Consider the following 19422-nt stretch of genomic DNA (forward strand, 5'->3'; position numbering starts at 1 on the left):
GTTAAAGCGTGAAAAGCTGGGCTATCCAGCGTAAATAGCTCCCAAAATTCCCCTAAAGGAAAGTTTTGTCTACACAGCTTTAGGTGGCACGATAGGTGGGAGAGAGTAGTGCCATGGGTGATGTGAAGAATTGGAGACCTTCGCACACCTGCAAAATATGACGTTTTCCTCATGATTTGTGGCATATTATTTCTAAACATTGACACGACGGCCACCATCGCCGTGCCATTTTCTTAAATTATCCGAACATACACAGTCAGACAGGGCCTCAAAAACCCCGACTGAGTTAAGCAAGGAGCAAGTTCTCACGTGACCGAACTGAGCAAGAACTTCGGGGCTAGCCGACTAATTAACCGTTTCGACCAAGAGCCCTTTGCTTTTGTGTTTGCGGGACAAGGCTATGACTGGTTGAAAACCCTGCGCACAGCTGTTGCCGCAGGCGCAGGACAAAACGTCAAGGACATTGTCGAGCGTGCTGAGAAACTCCTTGCACCGGTGGCAGATGAACTCGCAGGCACCTTCCCTTATGGATTTGATCCACTAGCATGGGCCAATAGTGCAGAAGCACCTGCCTTTGATAGCGCACAATCCGCGATCAGCGTCCCAGGTATCTTTGTCTCCCAAATCGCCACCCTGGGTTCTTTGGAAGCACAACACCTCGATGTTGAGCAGGCCGTGGCTAATATTGGACACTCCCAGGGCGTACTCGGCGTACACCTGCTTAAAGATCCAACCCGCGCAGATGAGCTCGTCGCCCTGGCACAGCTTATTGGTGCTGCAATTTCACGCACCGCACGTATGACCGGATTGATTGCGCAGGGTGAAAACGCCCCAATGATCGCAATCTCCGGTATTAAGAAGGAACAGCTGGCTCAGGCGATCGCTCAGGCAACTGCTGAGGTACCAGAGGAAATCCGCCCGGTCATCGGCCTGCGCAACGCCCGCGATTCTTATGTCCTCGTAGGCCGCCCAGAGGATAACGCCCGCGTTATTGCCGTGCTTAATGCCATGGCTGCCAAAGATCAAAAGGCTATCCAAAATAAGCAGCGCGGCGGTTCCGCTTTTGCACCACGCATTAGCCCGCTCAAGGTACAGACCGCCTTCCACCACCCAGCAATGTCCATGGCTGTGGAACAGGCTGTTGCCTGGGCCAAGGCTTGTGGCTTTGATACTGACACCGCCCGCGAAATCGCCGCTGATGTGCTCGTCAACCCAGTTGACTGGGTAGCAGAGGTCGATGAGGCCTACAACGCTGGCGCCCGCTGGTTCCTTGATGTTGGCCCGGATGGCGGCGTCGTCAAGCTAACTCAGGCCATCTTGGAAGGCCGTGGCGCAGACTCCTTCGACGTCGCCGACGCTGCTGGTCAGGCCAAGGTTTTTGATGCCGGTGTGGCACCGGAATTGCCGGTGGATTATGCCGAATTTGCGCCCCGCGTGGAGCACTTGGATGGCACCCCACGCCTGGTAACCCGCTTTAGCGAGCTCACCGGCCGCACCCCGATGCTGCTTGCGGGCATGACTCCGACCACCGTGGATCCTGCGATTGTGGCAGCAGCTGCCAATGGTGGCCACTGGGCGGAGCTCGCAGGTGGTGGCCAGGTCACCCCAGAAATCCTGGAAACCCATATTGAACAGCTCACCGAGCTGCTGGAACCTGGTATCAACGCGCAGTTCAACTCCATGTTCTTGGACCCCTACCTGTGGAAGATGCAGATCGGTGGCAAACGCCTGGTGCCAAAGGCCCGCGCCAATGGCGCTCCCATTGACGGCGTGGTCATCACTGCAGGTATTCCGGAAAAGGACGAGGCCGTAGCGCTCGTTAAAGAGCTTATCGACGGAGGCTTCCCCTGGGTCGCCTTCAAGCCGGGCACTGTAAAGCAGATTAATTCTGTCTTGGCTATCGCTCGTGAAATCCCAGAACTACCAGTGATTATGCAAATTGAGGGCGGTGTCGCCGGTGGTCACCACTCTTGGGAAGACCTCGATGAGCTGCTAATCGCAACCTATGGCAAGACCCGTGCCCTAGACAATGTGGTTTTGTGTGTTGGTGGCGGCATCGGCACTCCCGAGCGCGCTGCTGATTACATCACCGGTTCTTGGGCGCAGAGCCACGGCCTGCCAGCCATGCCAGTTGATGGCATTTTGATCGGTACCGCAGCCATGGCTACCAAGGAAGCAACCACTTCACAGTCCGTGAAGGATTTGCTGGTGGCAACCGCTGGTTCTGAGCAGTGGGTTCCTGCTGGAGGTGCTAAGAATGGCATGGCCTCTGGCCGTTCCCAGCTGGGCGCCGATATCCACGAGATTGACAACTCCTTTGCCAAGGCTGGTCGTCTGCTGGATGAGGTCGCAGGCGATGAAGCAGCAGTGCAGGCGCGCCGTTCTGAGATTATCGAGGCCATTGGCAAGACCGCTAAGCAGTACTTTGGCGATCTTGAGTCCATGACCTATGAGCAGTGGCTCAAGCGTTATTTGGAACTTTCTGGTCCCCGCGATGGCCAGTGGATCGATGTCTCCTGGGCTGCTCGTTTTAGCCAGATGCTGGAGCGCACCGAGGCTCGTTTGATCGAGCAGGATCACGGCAGCTTTGAACCCTCCTTTAGTGAGGCGGGCGACGTCGACAAGCTTCTTGCTGCACTCCCACATGCCGCCACCGAACTGCTCACCCCAGCCGATGCGGCCTGGTTCTTGGGTTTGTGCCGCACGCCGGGCAAGCCCGTGAACTTTGTGCCTGTTATTGACAAGGACGTGCGCCGCTGGTGGCGTTCGGACTCCCTGTGGCAGTCCCATGATGATCACTATGACGCTGATCAGGTGGCTATTATCCCTGGTGTCATTGCTGTTGCCGGTATCACCCGCGCCAATGAGCCAGTGGCTGAGCTGCTTGATCGCTTTGTGGATGCCTCTATCGCACGCATTGAGGATCATGATTCCCGCTCCCGCGACATTATGGGCAAGGTGCTTTCTTCCCCTGGCACCTACTGGGCTGGACGCAATATTCCATCCATCGTGCACCGCCTGGGCGATTCCGATAAGTGGTCCCGCACCGAATTTGAAGCCTTCCACGCACCAACTGGCGCCACCCTGGTTTATGAAGACGCAGAGCATGTGATGTTGACGGTACCTTTGGCGGGATCTACTGCCTTTGGCACCACCGCTGAGCTAAAAATCCGCCTGACCAGCCCTATTGATGCACTGCCAAGTGCAGTACCACTGGTTACCCAAGAAGCTGCTGAAGCTGCCATGGGTGAGCTCACCCGAATTGCTGCCGGTGGCACCCTGGCTACCTTGGACAATGGCACTGCAGTATGGGAAACCTCCCTGGATGCGGGCGTCATTGCCGATTACAACAATGTCACCGCAGGTTACCTACCTGCCACGGTGATGCCAGCCAACACCGCTCCAGATGTTTTGGTTGGCCGTGCATGGCCTGCAGTTTTTGCAGCTGTGCAGTCCGCCACCATTCCTGGTTCTGATTCCGCTTCCGTGGTTGAGGGCATGCTGTCCCTGGTCCACCTCGAGCACCACATTGTGCTGCATGCTGAGGTCCCAACCGCAGGAGAACTGCATGTCACCGCAAAGGCAGATGAGGTCTCTGATACTGACCTCGGCCGTTTGGTGATTATCCGCGCAGAGATCAGCACTGCTGATGGCACCAAGATTGCCACCCTGGCTGAGCGCTTTGCTATCCGCGGACGCAAGGGCAACGCTGTCGCCCGCACCAATACTTCTGCGCTACCTACCACCATCGACACCCCACGTTCCCTGCGTGCGGTTGCTGAGGTTGTAGCACCAGAATCCATGCGTCCTTTTGCCATCGTTTCTGGCGACCGCAACCCCATCCACGTCTCTGACACCGCAGCCTCCTTGGCAGGACTGCCAGGCGTGATTGTGCACGGAATGTGGACCTCTGCCATTGCAGAGCTCATTGCAGGTGCCGAGTTTAAGGATGAGCAGACTCACACCCCAGCAGCGCGCGTTGTGGAATTCAGCGCCACCATGTTGGCTCCAGTGCTGCCAGGTGAAACCATCACCTTCACCGTGGAACGCTCCGCAATTGATAACCGCCCTGGACGTGGTGAAGTCCGCGCCATTAGCGCTACCGTCAACGGCAACCCCGTGCTGAGCGCTACTGCCATTGTGGCAGCTCCCACCACCTTCTATGCCTTCCCAGGCCAGGGCATTCAGTCCCCAGGTATGGGCATGGAAGCTCGCCGCAACTCTGCAGCCGCCCGCGCAATTTGGGATCGTGCAGATGCCCACACCCGCTCCAAGCTGGGCTTCTCCATTGTGGAAATCGTGGAAAACAACCCCCGCGAAGTCACCGTGGCAGGGGAGAAGTTCTGCCACCCAGATGGCGTCTTGTACCTCACCCAGTTCACCCAGGTGGGCATGGCAACTTTGGGCGTAGCTCAAATTGCAGAAATGCGTGAGGCTGGTGCTCTCAACCAGCGTGCTTACTTTGCCGGCCACTCCGTCGGCGAGTACAACGCTCTGGCAGCTTATGCCGGTGTGCTTTCCCTGGAATCCGTGCTGGAGATCGTTTACCGCCGCGGCCTCACCATGCACCGCCTGGTGGACCGCGATGAGCGTGGCCTCTCCAACTTCGGTCTGGCAGCACTGCGCCCCAACAAGATGGGGCTCACCGCCGACAATGTCTTTGACTATGTGGCAAGCATTGCAGAGCAGTCCGGCGAATTCCTGGAGATCGTCAACTACAACCTGGCTGGTCTGCAGTACGCCGTAGCTGGCACCCAGGCAGGTTTGGCAGCACTGCGTGCCGATGCCGAAAACCGCGCCCCGGGCCAGCGTGCCTTCATCATGATCCCAGGCATTGACGTGCCATTCCACTCCTCCAAGCTGCGTGATGGCGTAGGCGCTTTCCGCGAGCACCTCGATTCCCTCATCCCAGCTGAGCTGGACCTGGACGTGCTGGTGGGACGCTATATTCCAAACTTGGTTGCCCGTCCATTTGAGCTCACCCGCGAGTTTGTAGAGTCCATGACTGAGGTCGTTGATTCCCCATATATCGCTGAGATTTTGAGTGATTTTGAAGCAGCTGCTGCAAACCCCCAAAAGCTTGCCCGCACCCTGCTCATTGAGCTTCTGGCTTGGCAATTTGCTTCCCCAGTGCGCTGGATTGAAACCCAGGATCTGCTGCTTAAGGGCCTAAAGGCCGAGCGTTTTGTAGAGGTTGGTGTGGGATCTGCACCTACCTTGGCCAATATGATGGGCCAGACCCTGCGCCTGCCGCAGTACCGCGAATGCCCCATTGAGGTGCTCAATATCGAGCGCGATCGCCCAGTGGTATTTGCCACCGATGAGGTTGTCCGCAGCATTGAAGCTGAGGAAGCTGAGGATGCTGCAGCATCCACCGAAGCAGCAGCTGCCCCAACCGCCGAGGTTGCAGTAGCAGTTGAAGCTGCTCCAGCACCAGTAGCTGTGGGCGGACCTCGCCCCGATGATATTTCTTTCACCCCAGCCGATGCCACCGAGATGCTCATTGCTCTGTGGACCAAGGTGCGCCCTGATCAAATGGGTGCCACCGATTCCATCGAGTCCCTGGTGGAGGGTGTGTCCTCCCGCCGCAACCAGCTCATGCTGGACCTGGGCGTGGAATTTGGCCTCGGTGCCATTGATGGCGCAGCCGATGCTGAGCTTGGAGACCTGAAGGTCACCGTGTCCAAGATGGCCAAGGGCTACAAGGCCTTTGGACCAGTGCTTTCTGATTCCGCTGCCGATGCGCTGCGTCGAATCACCGGCCCCACCGGAAAGCGTCCTGCATACGTGGCAGAGCGCGTTACCGGCGCCTGGCAATTGGGCCAGGGCTGGGCTGACCATGTGGTCGCTGAGGTTGTTATCGGCGCCCGCGAAGGCGCCTCCCTGCGTGGCGGTGACTTGGCGTCCCTGGCACCGGCAACCCCAGCTAATACCACCGAACTAGATGCGCTTATCGACGCCGCCGTGCAGGCAGTTGCGGCCCGGCGCGGGGTGGCAGTGTCCCTGCCTTCCGCTGGCGGTGCCGGTGGCGGAGTGGTGGATTCCGCTGCTCTGGGCGAGTTTGCAGAGCAGGTTACCGGTAAGGCCGGTGTGCTGGCTGCAACCGCACGCACCATCTTGGCGCAGCTGGGCTTGGACGCTCCAGCAGCAGCTGCTGGCGTGGAAGAATCTGCCGATAATGAGCAGCAGCTCTATGAGCTGGTCTCGCGTGAACTCGGTTCTGATTGGCCACGTCAGGTGGCACCACACTTTGATGAAGATAAGGTGGTGCTGCTGGATGACCGTTGGGCATCTGCTCGCGAGGATCTCAGCCGTGTGGCTGTGGGCGAGCTTGATGCTGCTGATATTGATGTCACCGGTGCTGGTGAAGCAGTAGCAGTACAGGCTGAGTTCTTCGGCCTAACTGAGTTGGCTGCGCAAGCACGCGATACTGCTGCTTTGGAATACGCCGCTGACGTGGCGATTGTGACCGGCGGATCGCCTAATTCCATCGCAGCTGCGGTCGTCGAAAAGCTGCTTGCTGGTGGGGCAACTGTGGTTGCCACGACCTCCAGCCTGAATCAGCAGCGCCTGGAGTTTTATAAGGATCTTTATGTCCGTTCTGCGCGCGGTAATGCGGCGCTGTGGATTGTGGCTGCCAACTTGAGTTCCTATAGCGATATTGATGCCATTGTGAACTGGGTGGGCTCTGAGCAGACTGCCACCGTCAATGGTGCCTCCAAGCTGATTAAGCCAGCTTTGGTCCCAACCTTGCTCTTCCCATTTGCGGCACCTCGGGTTTCCGGTTCCTTGGCAGATGCCGGCCCACAGACTGAAACCCAAATGCGTTTGCTGCTGTGGTCGGTGGAGCGCTTGATTGCTGGTTTGGCACCGCTGGGTGCTAATACCAATGTGGGTCACCGCCTGCATGTTGTTATTCCGGGTTCACCAAACCGTGGCCGCTTTGGTGGCGATGGTGCTTATGGTGAGGCAAAGGCTGCGCTGGATGCAGTGGTTACCCGCTGGAAGGCGGAGCAAGGTGCCTGGGGTGCCAATACCTCCCTGGTCCACGCTCACATTGGATGGGTGCGTGGCACTGGCCTGATGGGTGGCAATGATCCTTTGGTTGCTGCCGCTGAGGAAGCTGGTGTGGAAACCTATTCCACCTCCGAGATCGCAGAGAAGCTGGTTTCGCAGGTCACCGCCGAGGTGCGCGCTGCTGCTGCAGCTGCTCCAGTGACCGTGGACTTCACCGGTGGCCTGGGCGAATCTGATTTGAACCTGGCGGAAATGGCACGTACTGAGGCAGCTAAGGCCGCTGCTGCAGCTTCCGAGGCCGCAGCTAAGGAGCAGCCACGCACCATTGCTGCGCTGCCCACCCCTTATCGTCCGCTGGTGCAAACCAATCCTGATTTTGCAGGTCAGGTCAGCCAGTCCCTGGATGACATGGTGGTTATTGTGGGTGCCGGCGAGCTCGGACCTTGGGGTTCAGCCCGTACGCGTTTCGACGCCGAACTCAGCGGTGACCTCACTGCTGCCGGTGTTATTGAATTGGCGTGGACCATGGGACTTATCCACTGGGATGTTGACCCTAAGCCAGGCTGGTATGACGCATCTGATGAGGCCATTGCCGAGGAAGATATCTTCGATCGCTTCCACGATGAGGTGCTGAGCCGCGTTGGTGTGCGTAAGTACAATGACATGCCTGAATATGGCATGATCGACAACTTCGCCCCAGAGCTAACCACCGTGTACCTCGACCACGATCTCAGCTTCACCGTGAGCTCCCGTGAAGAGGCTGCAACCTTCGTGGATTCCGAACCAGACCACACCGTTGCTTCCCTGGACCCAGAAAGCGGCGAATGGACGGTTACCCGCAAGGCTGGTTCTGCCATCCGCGTGCCACGTCGCATGGCGATGACCCGCTTTGTCGGCGGCCAGGTGCCACAGAACTTTGATCCTGCGGTCTGGGGTATTCCTGCCGATATGATCGACAACCTCGATACTGTGGCGCTGTGGAATATTGTCTGTACTGTTGACGCCTTCCTCTCTGCTGGTTTCACCCCAGCTGAGCTTCTGGCTGCAGTACACCCAGCACGTGTGTCCTCCACCCAGGGCACCGGTATGGGCGGCATGGAATCCCTCCGCGGCATTTACGTGGACCGCATTCTGGCTGAGCCTCGCGCCAATGACGTACTGCAGGAAGCTCTGCCCAACGTGGTGGCAGCTCACGTTATGCAGTCCTATGTGGGCGGCTATGGCCAGATGATTCACCCAGTTGCAGCCTGCGCTACCGCAGCTGTTTCGGTGGAGGAAGCCCTGGATAAGATCCGCCTGGGTAAGTCTGACTTTGTGGTCGCCGGTGGTTTTGATGCCCTCTCCGTGGAAGGTATCACCGGCTTCGGCGATATGGCTGCTACTGCAGATTCTGCAGAGATGGAAGCCAAGGGCATCGAGCACCGCTACTTCTCTCGCGCCAATGACCGCCGCCGTGGTGGCTTCATTGAGTCCGAGGGTGGCGGAACCCTGCTGCTAGCCCGCGGCTCCCTAGCTGTGGACCTGGGATTGCCAGTTCTTGGTGTGGTTGGCTTTGCGGAGTCCTTCGCCGATGGTGCACACACCTCCATCCCAGCTCCTGGCTTGGGTGCTTTGAGTGCAGCACGTGAGGGTGTGAACTCCCGCCTGGCTACCGCATTGCGTGAGGTCGGCGTGTCCGCTGATGAGATTGCCATTATCTCCAAGCACGACACCTCCACCAATGCCAATGACCCCAATGAGTCTGATCTGCATGAGCGCATTGCAGCAGCTATTGAACGCAAGGCCGGCAACCCGCTCTACGTGATTTCCCAGAAGTCACTTACCGGCCACGCCAAGGGTGGCGCTGCGGCCTTCCAGATGATCGGCCTGACCCAGGTGCTGCGTTCTGGTCTGGTTCCAGCCAACCGCTCCCTGGACTGCGTGGACCCAGTACTGTCCAAGCACTCCCACCTGGTGTGGCTGCGCAAGCCACTGGACCTGCGCGCACAGGCACCAAAGGCCGGTCTAGTGACCTCCCTCGGCTTTGGTCACGTATCTGCGCTGGTAGCGATCGTGCACCCAGATGCCTTCTTCGAGGCCGTGCGAGTACAGCGCGGTGACCAGGCCGCCGCACAGTGGCGTGCTGCAGCCGAAGCCCGCGAGGAAGCTGGCCTGCGCCGCATTGTGGCCGGCATGCACGGTGGTGCGCTCTACGAGCGCCCAGTTGAGCGCAACCTCGGCGTTCACGGTGATGCAGCCAAGGAAGTTGAGGCTGCGGTTCTGCTGGACTCCCGCGCTAGGCTTGTCGACGGCATCTTGCGCGCCGAAGGCTAAGTACAACTAGTCAGTGCCCGCCCTTGATTTTTATCGAGGGCGGGCATTGTGCTGGCTGGGGGACAACTAGACTAAAACAGGTGATCAGCATTGGAACCGACTTAGTCCACATTTCCGCATTTGCCGAGCAACTAGCCCAGCCGGGCAGTTCCTTTATGCAAGTGTTTTCTGCCAGTGAGCGCCGCCTAGCATCTGCACGCTCGCAGAGCCGCCAGGCAGAGCATTTAGCCGGACGGTGGGCTGCTAAGGAAGCCTTTATTAAGGCATGGTCGCAGGCGATTTATGGGCAGCCACCGGTTATTGCCGAAGAACATGTGCAATGGCGTGAAATTGAAGTTCGTGCCGATGCTTGGGGCCGTGTGTCCATTGAACTGCACCCAAATTTGGCCAAGCAGGTCAAAGACTCCATTGGGGAATATCAAAGCAGTGTCAGTATTAGCCACGATGGTGACTATGTGGTGGCTACCTGCGTGATTATGAACTAGCGGTTTTATCCAGTGGCGACAGAGAAGAGATAAGAAATCAGCATGCGTTTGATTTCCGTGACGATGCCCTCGAAGGCTTCTTCACTAGTATCCACATCGCGCACCGCATAGTTGAGCAGGGAGCTCACGGTATGCACCAGCAAGCCTGCCAAGGACATGCGTTCCTCATAGGAGGCGCCACGAGCGAGGGGACGCATGACCTCTGCGATGATTTCCAGCATTTCTTTTTCCGTGGCTGCTGCCGTTGCGCGGGTGGCTGGAGTGGACTGAATGGCATGCCACACCGCGCGCCGGGAAGGATCCTCGCGCCAGAGGCGAGCCAGGTGCTCAATGAACTCATCCAAAATATCTGGCCACTGCAGGGCTGGGACCTGGTCCGAGAATTTTTTGAGTTCGGCTACGGCTTCCGCATTATCCACGCGGTCAAGCTCGCAGATGAGTACATACTTATTGGCAAAAAATTGGTAGAGCGTGCCGATGGGAACTTCGGCGCGTTTGGCTACTTCATCAAAGGTGAAGGACTCAAAGCCGAGATCAACAAGCACAGAACGCGCAGCGGTGAGGATGCGATTAAAGCGCTCACGGCTGCGTTGCTGGGCGGGGCGGCGTCGGGGTACGAGGATTTCCGTACCGGCAGGATTTTCCGCGGCGTCCTGTTTTTGGGGTTCCATGTGTTTAATGATCGAGGTAGTTATTCTTAGGCGGCGTTAAATTCGCGCAGTAGGCGCTCGACGTGGCCGGTGGCGCGCACATTGTATTTAGCCATTCCTACGGTGCCATCGGCATTAATAACAAAAGTGGAGCGAATAACGCCCTGCACAATTTTGCCGTAATTCTTCTTTTCACCAAAGGCACCCCAGGCAGTCATAACAGACTTATCTTCATCTGAGAGCAGTGGGAAGTTCAGTTCGTGGTCCTCGCGGAACTTAATAAGCTTGTCCACGGGATCGGGAGAAATGCCGATGACCTTGATGCCAAGATCATTAAGCTGGCTCAAAGAATCGCGGAAATCGCAGGCTTCCTTGGTGCAACCTGGGGTGTTGGCTTTGGGGTAGAAGTAGACCAAAACTTGCTGACCTGCGAAGTCACTAAGCGACGTAGTGCTGCCGGAATCATTAGGCAGGGTAAAAGCGGGTGGGGTGTCTCCGATATTTAGTCGCTGTGCTTCAGTCATATATTCAACAATAGCGGGTGGCTAACGTGAGGGATACCTTGAGTTCAGCAAAGGTTTTTGGGGACCAATGAACCTAAAGTCAAGGAGTTAAGTAATATGGAAACCCAGTAACGGGTTTTCATGACGCGTTAAACCAAAATAGTTGATCACAGATACACCAAATCAGGAGTAGCGCAGTGGCACGCAACATTGAAGACATCCAGCGCGATATTGAGCGCACCCGCCGACAGCTGGCAAATACCCTCGACGAACTTGCTGATCGCAGCAAGCCAGCCAACCTAGTTGATGATGCCAAGAACCAGGCTACTGCGAAGCTGCAGGAGCCTAATGTGCAGAAGATTCTCCTCGGTGCCGCTGCTGTTGTCGCCGGTGCAATTGTTTTCAGCATCGTGCGTGGCCGCAAGAAGGCTAATGATCTTAAAGAGATTCAGCGCCTGCTCTCCCAGCGCTAGAGTGAACTTCAAAAGCACCGTATCCCTGAGTGGGGATGCGGTGCTTTCTCTATTTACGGCTGAGATGTTTTGAGCTATCCTGGTGTGAATCAAAAATTTAAAAGTGATTCAAGGGTGGGGATAATGGATTCGAAAGATATCGGAATCCGTATCGATCGTGCACGAGCGGCTGCCAAACTAAGCTAGCGTGGGTTGGCGGATCGGTGTGAAATAGCGCAGGCAACGCTGTCGCGCATTATTTCAGGAGACCGACCAGCAAAAATGTCGGAGATTATCCTCATTGCTGATGCAACCGGAGTTAGTGTTGCCCAGCTCACCGGAACCAGTGATATTCCTCAACGGGTGCAATATGCAGCCCGATCTACAAACGGATCATCCATGGAAGCCATGCGAAACAAACTATTGCAATTTGTTGATCTCAATGACTATCTAGACGATCAGGGCATTTAATGAATGCGGAAGAACAAGGCAAGGCGAAAGCGGTAGAATTCCGCGAAAAACATAACCTTGGGGTGCAGCCACTTGGCGATCTCGTCTCACTAATCGAGAATGTGACAGATTATGAAGTTACGGTTCTCGATGTTGATGATTCTGATGAGCATGGATTAACAATGCGTGATCCAGTTCGAGATGCTGCATTTATTGCAGTGGCTCGGACCCGCAATCCAATGCGTCAACGCAGCACTCTTGCGCATGAGCTTTCGCATGTTCTTTTTGAAGATTGGTTTGAGGGTGTAGCTGAAGAGTTGTCTCAGCGTACTTTCCCTGAACAGAGAGCGGATGCATTTGCTCGCAATCTACTTATTCCCTTGAAAGGTATTGAGGGAATTCTTGGACGTCCCGGGCGGGAGCTGACTGAAGCGGATTTGTCATTGCTGGTGCAGAGCTTTTTGGTATCGCCAGCCATAGCTGCCATTGCTTTGAGTAACGGTGGTTATATCGCAGAAACCAAAAAGAAGGAGTGGATGAAAATATCTACTTCTCGTTTAGCAACGCGTTTTGGATGGTCGAAGCAATACGCCATGCTGCAGTCCGATTCTGATAAAACCCGCGCTCCACAACGACTATTAACCAGAGCGATTGCCGGTTATCAAGAGGGCATCGTTTCAGCTCAGACAATTGCTGTCCTGAGAAATCTCCCGGTTGAAGATGTGGTCCATGAATTGGAAGCTGCGGGTATTTTTCCCTCTATAGGCGAAGGTGAGCTTCCTGCGGAGGAAATTGGCTCATGGACCCCCAGAACTAACTAAACCAGTAGTGCTCCAGCGTCATGCATTTCTTCCAAAGCACGATCGCCCGCATGAACATCAACGGCTGCACACATATCGCTAAGGACGCGCACTTCAAAGCCTTCTTTGAGTGCATCTAGCGTAGTGGCACGAACGCAGTGATCGGTGGCGATACCAACCACGTCAACCTCGGTAATGTCGCGAGCTTTTAGCCAAGGGCCTAAAAGGAGTTCCTCTGAGGTGGCGGTGCCCTCAAAACCGGAATAAGCCGCGGTGTAGTGGCCTTTGCGGAAGAACTCATCGATGAGGTTGAGATCGATACGTTCGTGGATGGCGGCGCCGTCAGTATCTGCCTTGCAGTGCACCGGCCAGGAATCCACATAATCAGGGTTGTCGGAAAAGTGCTCACCAGGATCAATATGCCAATCCTGGGTGGCTACAACTGAGTCATATTCTCCAGCGTGGGAAAGCAAATAGGCCTCGATCAGACCAGCTACCTCATTTCCACGGACGGTGGCAAGGGAACCGCCGGGGCAAAAATCTTTTTGAACGTCAACGATAATCAGTGCACGTGCCATGAGAATGAGGGCCTTTCCGCTTCAGAATTGATAGATCCTAAAAGGTGCTGTTACTCAGATCCAAGTGTAACGCGAGTTGGCAAAGAAAGAATCCATTCCGCGGCATCGGCAGCAATGGTTTCTGGGGTGTCAGCTACATCAAAAACGCGGTGTACTTCGTCCTCGTCGAGCAGCTCCAGGGTTTCAAATTGGGAGTCCAAAAGGGTAGCGGGCATGAAATGATCCTCCCGGGCTTTCATGCGGGAAAGCATCAGATCATAGGAGCCATGCAGATGTACAAATACGGTGCCGGGGCATTTGGTGCGGATGAGATCGCGGTAGGAACGCTTAAGAGCTGAGCAAGCAATTACTCCACTGGGGCGATCGCGGAGCCATTTGCCAATTTGGACCAGCCACCAAGCGCGGTCATCATCGTCAAGAGCGTGGCCGGCAGCCATCTTATCGATATTGGACTGGGGGTGAAGCTCATCGCCATCTTTGAACTCAAGACCGAGGTTTTCGGCAAGCAAAGCGCCGACGGTTGATTTGCCACAGCCGGATACGCCCATGACCACAATGTGCACGCCATCTGGTGCTGTCATAGTTGATCCTTTCACTAAAAACTAAAATCTCACAAAAAAGTTAATGGTCATATCATAACCCTATCTTCGGGGAAATGTGAACCACAAAATCAAAAGCCCTTAAAGGTGATATGGAACACTTTTAAGGGCCTTGGTTTAAAAAGCGTTAGCGAAGCTCGGCTACCAGGGTGCGGATATGTGCCACTACCTCGTCATTTGCAGCTAGATCGGCGTCCAGGACTGCGATGAGAGCGAGGGTTTCGTCGTCAAGCTCCTTAGCGGCGTTAATTTCTGCGGCGCGGGTGTCGCGCACCTCCTTGGTGCCCAGCACGTAGGCGATCCAGGCTGCGATGGAAAAATCGGCGGCGTTACCGGAACGCCCAGCCGCCAATTCGGCCTTGAGGATAGGCACGGCGCGCATGCGCTGTTTGGTCGCGCCATCGATGGCGATCTGCGCCAAGTTGTGCACAATGCGGGGGTTCTCAAAACGCTGGATCAGACTGCGACGGTACTCCGGAATGTTGAGACCTGGGGCAGTGAGGTGATTGGAGGCCTCGTCCCACAATGCCTGAACGTGGGAGCGCACCAGGGGATCATTAATCGCATCGGCCACGGTCTGGTGACCGCGCAGTTGCGCAAAATATGCCATGAGGGAATGAGAACCATTAAGCAGCCACAGCTTACGGCCTTCAAATTGCTCGATATCGGTGACAAACTCCACCCCGGCGCGCTCCCAATTGGGGCGGTCAGCGGGGAATTCGCCCTCAATAATCCAGGAAGCAAAGGGCTCGGTGACCACCGGAGCATTGTCGTGGAAGCCGGTGTGCTCGGTTACTTCCTTAAGCAGGGAATCCTCAGTGGCTGGGGTAATGCGGTCAATGGAAGTAGAAGGGAAGGTGACATTGCCCTTAATCCAGGCGGTGAGGTCGGCGTCGATAGCCTGTGCCATGCCGAGGACCGCACCGGCGGTGAGTTTGCCATTTTCGGCGATATTATCGCAGCTCATGATGGCAACTCCGCCAGCTTCCGCAGCCCGGCGCGCAGCCAAACCGCGCACCAATTTGCCAGCTGCAGTTTTGAGCGCAGTATTTGAGGGATCTTTAAGGGCTGCTAGATCAGCCTGCACATCGGGATGTGATTCATCCAACTCGCCGTGGGCGCCGAGGTGATAACCAGCTTCGGTGATGGTCAAGGTAACCACCGCAACCTGACGATCTGCCACCAGTTCCACCAAGCGGGCTACATTATCGGCAGGCTGTGCCTCCACCAAAGAACTAATGAGCTCGGGGCTATCGCCTTCGCCAGAGCGAGTAACAAGGGTATAAAGCCCATCTTGGGGGCGCAATGCATCGGCCATGCGGGCACTGCGGCCAGTAAAGGAGGCATATCCCCACTGTGGGTTTTCTGGATCAGCTTCTGCATGTTGGGTGTACCACACCTGGTGGGCACGGTGGAAAGCACCGAGACCAAGGTGCACCAAACGCACGGGAGCGGGAGCGGGAGTACCGGCGGAGCTGCGGTTAAGAGGAATCGGAGTGCTCATAGTTTAAAAACCCTTCTTGGGGAGGCATCGATGAGATCAACAATGATTTCAGCGGCGCGATTTTCAGAGATGCGGTGCTCTGTTACTAAACGTGCCAGGTAGTTGGCTTCCACGCGGCGGGAGGTATTGTGGCGCGCCGGGATGGAGCAATAAGCGCGGGTATCATCAATAAATCCGGAATAGCGGGAGAAGCCGGTGGTGCCGGTGGTGGCCGCGCGGAAGCCGTTCATGGCATCAATTTCCTCAATAAACCACCACGGTGCTCCGACGTAGGCTGCAGGATAATAGCCAGCAAGTGGAGCAATTTCGCGGGAGAAGACCGTTTCATCGATGGTGAACATCACAAAGTGGAAGTCTTTGTTTTCGCCAAAACTACTTAGCAGGGCCTGCGAACCCTTGGTGTATTCCACGCGGAAGGGAATGTCTGCACCAATATCTGCACCGAAGCGCTGCTGCGCGGAAGTTGAGTGATTGCGGTAAACGCCAGGGTGAATAGTCATCACCAAGCCGTCATCTTGACTCATCTCGGAAAAGCGATAAGTCATATTCGCCTCAAAAGCCCGCATTTCAGCCAAGGAAGCTGTGCCTGCCAGGCCTTTATCTAAAATTGTCTGGGCATCAGCGTGTGAGAGCGGAGTGCTATCGGTGTCGTGGAGACCATGATCGGCGGAGGTAGCGCCGTGCTCAATAAAGTACTGACGGCGATTACGCATGGCCTCAAGATAGCCCACAAAACCTTGTTTTCCACCACCGGCGGCGTCGATAAGCTTTATGGTTTTTTCTGCCCACCCGGGGTTGTACGTCTTGGTATACGCATCGGGGCGGAAGGTGGGGAGCGCGCGGGGTGAGAAGGTGGGGTCATCTGCAAGCTGCTTATGGGCTGCAAGATCGTCGAGGGGATCATCACTGGTGGCAAGCACCTCGAGGTTAAATTGCTCGGGGAGGGCGCGCGGGCGGAAATCCGGCTTCGCTAGGATTTCCACGAGTTCGTCATAGATCGCATCTGCGGCATCCGGGGTTCCGGAGTTGAGTCGATCGGGGTTGATGCCAAAAACATGCTCAAATTCCTGCTCCACCCAATAACCGGTGGCAGTACCTGCATAAAGACCCCAGTGCTCAACAAAAATACGGAAAGCCTCACGCGGAGTTGTAGCTTCGTGGCCACCCACCCGCAGCTCACTCAAATCAATGCCAGCGGAGTGGAGGATACGGGTGAGGTAGTGATCCGGGCTGATCAATAGGGCGGTGGGATCAGCAAAGGCTTCATCGCGGACAAACATGGAGGCGTCGATGTGGCCATGGGGTGAAATAATCGGCAGGTCTTCCACATGGGCAAGGAGGCGACGGGCAATGTCGCGGGTTGCAGGATCTGCCGGCAGTAGCCGATCAGGATGCGCTGCGTGTGAGGTTCTCATGCCTCAATAATTATGGCAGCGCGGATGTGTTTGCTACTTGTTGCCAAATATTGCACGGGGCTGGCTCGACCACCGCGAGCAAGCTTGGCTCAGCGGTTGCGCAGCGAGGATTCACGCACAATTAAGCGGGTGGGCAATTCACGGGGCTTGGCCATCAGCGGCGCTTTCATACCTTTAATAAGGGCAATCAGGTTTGCGGTCGCCACCCGCCCCACCGAGCGCAACGGCCCCGCTACCGTGGTCAGCGTCGACGAACTCACCACTGCAATTTCGGTATTATCAAAACCCACCACGGCCACATCTTCAGGAATCCGCAGGTCAGCGAGCTTTGCCTGTTGCATAAAACCAAGCGCCACCATGTCATTAAAACAAATCACCGCATCGCTCGGCGCCTTCCGCCACTGCTCAAACGCGCGCCGGCCGCCCACAAAAGTGGGCTCCTCAATCGTCAGGGTGCTCAGCTTCGGCTTCACCACATGCCGCATCCGCCCTGGCTGCAGCGTTACCCCGCGCGAGATTAAAAGCGGGCTTGTCGACGTAGCCCCGCCGCCGACGGCAGCAACGCTGCCAAGGGCCGTTGCTGCATCTACCAATCCCTGCCAGCGGGTGGAATCGGCCCAGGATTTAGTCGGACCCGATAAATAGGTAATGGAACGACACCCCTGATCAACCAGGTGCAGTACTGCCTTTATGGCGCCATCATGATTATCAACCATCACGCTGGGGATACCGGGGACGGGGTGGGTCATCAACACTGTGGGCAGGGAGCGCGCTAATTTTTGTAATTCGCCGGAGTCTAAGCGCGATGCTGCAAGCAGGAGTCCATCAGCGTGGGGAAGTTGGCGTTCAATTGCCTCTCGGGATTTGCGTGCTGATTCATTGGAATTGATGAGCACCACCGTATATCCCTGGGTGGCTGCTGCATGTTCAGCACCCCGAAAAATTTCCATAAAAACGGATTGGACACATCGGCTGCAACCATGGCGATAATTCCGCTTTTAGGCTGGCTAAGGGTGGTCTCTCCGACGGTTTCCACGTCTTTGCCATAACCTACTTGGGCGGCTGCAAGGCGAACTTTTTCAGCGGTATTAAAACTCACCCGGCCCGGTTGGGAAAATGCCCTGGACACAGTTGAAGGGAAGACTCCAGCAACTTTAGCCACATCATAAATGGTGGCTTTGACATTAGGAGAACTACCTGCTTCTTCGCCCCGCTGAGTCATGTGTCGAGTATATTATGATCCCCACTCAAGCCGGTGTGGCTGGCTCAAAATACGTAGGCTGGCAGCTATGAGCGCGAATAAGTTGACCATGCCCATTCCCGAATACCTCAGTGAAATTCTCGAATCCGTACGTGCAAATACCTCCGGCGCAGTGGCTGACTATATTCCCGAACTCAAAAAAGCTGACCCCAATCCTTTAGCAATTGCCATGTGCACTGTGGATGGACGTATTTATAGTGCTGGTGATGATGACATTGAGTTCACCATGCAAAGTATTTCCAAGCCTTTTGCCTATGCTTTAGCACTCCAAGAATGTGGACGCGAAAAAGTTTTTGACACGGTGGCAGTGGAACCCTCAGGTGAAGCTTTTAATGAGCTTTCTTTGGATGGTTCCAACCGCCCAATGAATCCCATGATCAATGCTGGTGCCATTGCCATTAATCAACTAATCAACGGTTCAGATTCTTCAGTGGAGGATCGCGTGGAGAAAATCCGCGCCTACTTCTCCGAGTTGGCTGGCCGTGAACTTATGATTGATCGCCGCCTGACCGAATCCGAATTAAATGGTGCGGATCGCAACCTTTCCATTGCTCATATGCTGCGCAATTATGGCGTGATTGAGGATGATGCCCATGACGCAGTGCTTAGTTATACCCTGCAATGCGCCATTAAAATCACCGTGCGCGACCTTGCAGTTATGACAGCAACGCTGGCAGCTGGCGGAGTACAGCCGATTACCGGAAAGAAGCTTATCGACGCCCGTGTGTGCCGCTTGACACTCTCGGTGATGGCTTCAGCTGGCATGTATAACGAAGCAGGTCAATGGCTATCCACTGTGGGAATCCCGGCCAAATCCGGAGTTGCCGGTGGGCTAATCGGTATTCTGCCTGGGCAATTAGGTATTTCTACCTTCTCCCCGCGGCTTAATGCGCAGGGAAATAGTGTCCGTGGCGTGGAGATCTTTAAAACGCTTTCTGAAGATATGGGCTTGCACCTTATGTCCACAGAACCTGTGGCCGTGCATGCGGTGCGATCCATTACCGAAAAAGATGGCGTGACCACCATCCGCCTCCAGGGAGCGATGAACTTCTCAGCAGGTGAAAACTTCCTCCATGAGGTGCATGAATATGAATTCACCGGGGAAAGCGTGGTGCTGGATCTGAGCCGAGTGATTACCTTCCATCCCATGGCTATGCGCATGGTCAAGGAAGGACTTAAAAGAATCCGTGACGCGGGATTTAATGTGGCCATTGTTGACCCAGATAATGTGCTGCCGGATTTCATCTTCTCCGATGGCACTTTATGTATGCAGCTGGCTTCGGAGCGGGATCTTTAAGCGGAAGCTCCACCCCGACCACCATGCTTGGCACTGAAAGCGAGGCTAGGTAGCTAAGGCTGCGCTACTGTGGATACCAGCTCTGAATACCGTAATTA

At 55.7% G+C, this 19422-nt stretch carries 12 protein-coding genes and 1 pseudogene; 6 read left to right on the top strand and 7 right to left on the bottom strand.

Features of this window, described 5'->3' with window-relative positions; all coding sequences use genetic code 11:
- Nucleotides 1–309: 309 nt before the first annotated feature.
- Together SFC07_RS00105 and SFC07_RS00110 are read left to right on the top strand one after the other, a co-directional pair.
- Nucleotides 310–9330: a fatty acid synthase subunit beta domain-containing protein gene (locus SFC07_RS00105; protein WP_411206211.1), complete on the top strand. Its 9021-nt coding sequence runs from the start codon at nt 310–312 to the stop codon at nt 9328–9330.
- A gap of 80 nt (nt 9331–9410) precedes the next feature.
- Complete coding sequence (locus SFC07_RS00110; protein ID WP_411206212.1) at nt 9411–9815, top strand: holo-ACP synthase; 405 nt, start codon at nt 9411–9413, stop codon at nt 9813–9815.
- Between the two features lie 5 nt (nt 9816–9820).
- On the opposite strand, the gene SFC07_RS00115 is transcribed toward SFC07_RS00110, so the two are convergent.
- On the bottom strand, nt 9821–10486 hold the full coding sequence (locus SFC07_RS00115; protein ID WP_411206213.1) for a TetR/AcrR family transcriptional regulator: 666 nt from the start codon (nt 10484–10486) through the stop codon (nt 9821–9823).
- Between the two features lie 26 nt (nt 10487–10512).
- Nucleotides 10513–10989: a thioredoxin-dependent thiol peroxidase gene (gene bcp, locus SFC07_RS00120; protein ID WP_411206214.1), complete on the bottom strand. Its 477-nt coding sequence runs from the start codon at nt 10987–10989 to the stop codon at nt 10513–10515.
- A gap of 176 nt (nt 10990–11165) precedes the next feature.
- On the opposite strand from bcp, the gene SFC07_RS00125 reads away from it, so the two are divergent.
- The 3 genes from SFC07_RS00125 (at nt 11166) to SFC07_RS00135 (ending at nt 12691) form a co-directional block, all read left to right on the top strand.
- Entirely contained in the window at nt 11166–11441 is a 276-nt protein-coding gene (locus tag SFC07_RS00125; protein WP_411206215.1) for a DUF3618 domain-containing protein, read from the top strand.
- A 192-nt stretch (nt 11442–11633) separates the two neighbouring features.
- The gene (locus SFC07_RS00130; RefSeq protein ID WP_411206216.1) at nt 11634–11891 is read left to right on the top strand and encodes a helix-turn-helix domain-containing protein; all 258 of its coding nucleotides are present in this window, start codon (nt 11634–11636) and stop codon (nt 11889–11891) included.
- Nucleotides 11891–12691 carry an ImmA/IrrE family metallo-endopeptidase gene (locus SFC07_RS00135; RefSeq protein WP_411206217.1) on the top strand — a complete coding sequence of 267 codons (801 nt, stop codon included), beginning with the start codon at nt 11891–11893 and terminating at the stop codon, nt 12689–12691. The genes SFC07_RS00130 and SFC07_RS00135 overlap by 1 nt, the downstream gene beginning before the upstream one ends.
- Here the strand turns inward: SFC07_RS00135 and SFC07_RS00140 are convergent.
- The 5 genes and pseudogenes from SFC07_RS00140 to SFC07_RS00160 form a co-directional block, all read right to left on the bottom strand.
- Nucleotides 12688–13248, bottom strand: a complete 561-nt coding sequence (locus SFC07_RS00140; protein WP_411206218.1) for an isochorismatase family protein — start codon at nt 13246–13248, stop codon at nt 12688–12690. The two genes, SFC07_RS00135 and SFC07_RS00140, sit on opposite strands and share 4 nt — an antisense overlap.
- Before the next feature lie 50 nt (nt 13249–13298).
- Nucleotides 13299–13829, bottom strand: coding sequence for a gluconokinase (locus SFC07_RS00145; RefSeq protein WP_411206219.1), 531 nt, complete (start codon nt 13827–13829; stop codon nt 13299–13301).
- 145 nt (nt 13830–13974) lie between these two features.
- Nucleotides 13975–15351, bottom strand: a complete 1377-nt coding sequence (locus SFC07_RS00150) for a mannitol dehydrogenase family protein (RefSeq protein ID WP_411206220.1) — start codon at nt 15349–15351, stop codon at nt 13975–13977.
- Nucleotides 15348–16766 carry a glucuronate isomerase gene (uxaC, locus tag SFC07_RS00155; protein WP_411206221.1) on the bottom strand — a complete coding sequence of 473 codons (1419 nt, stop codon included), beginning with the start codon at nt 16764–16766 and terminating at the stop codon, nt 15348–15350. Before uxaC ends, SFC07_RS00150 begins: the two co-directional genes overlap by 4 nt.
- Nucleotides 16767–16855: 89 nt before the next feature.
- Nucleotides 16856–17988, bottom strand: a pseudogene (locus tag SFC07_RS00160) (LacI family DNA-binding transcriptional regulator).
- A 67-nt stretch (nt 17989–18055) separates the two neighbouring features.
- Between SFC07_RS00160 and SFC07_RS00165 the strand changes: the two are divergent.
- Nucleotides 18056–19324, top strand: coding sequence for a glutaminase (locus SFC07_RS00165; protein WP_411206222.1), 1269 nt, complete (start codon nt 18056–18058; stop codon nt 19322–19324).
- Nucleotides 19325–19422 lie beyond the last annotated feature (98 nt).

It is taken from the genome of Corynebacterium callunae (assembly GCF_046592015.1).
GTDB lineage: Bacteria > Actinomycetota > Actinomycetes > Mycobacteriales > Mycobacteriaceae > Corynebacterium > Corynebacterium callunae_A.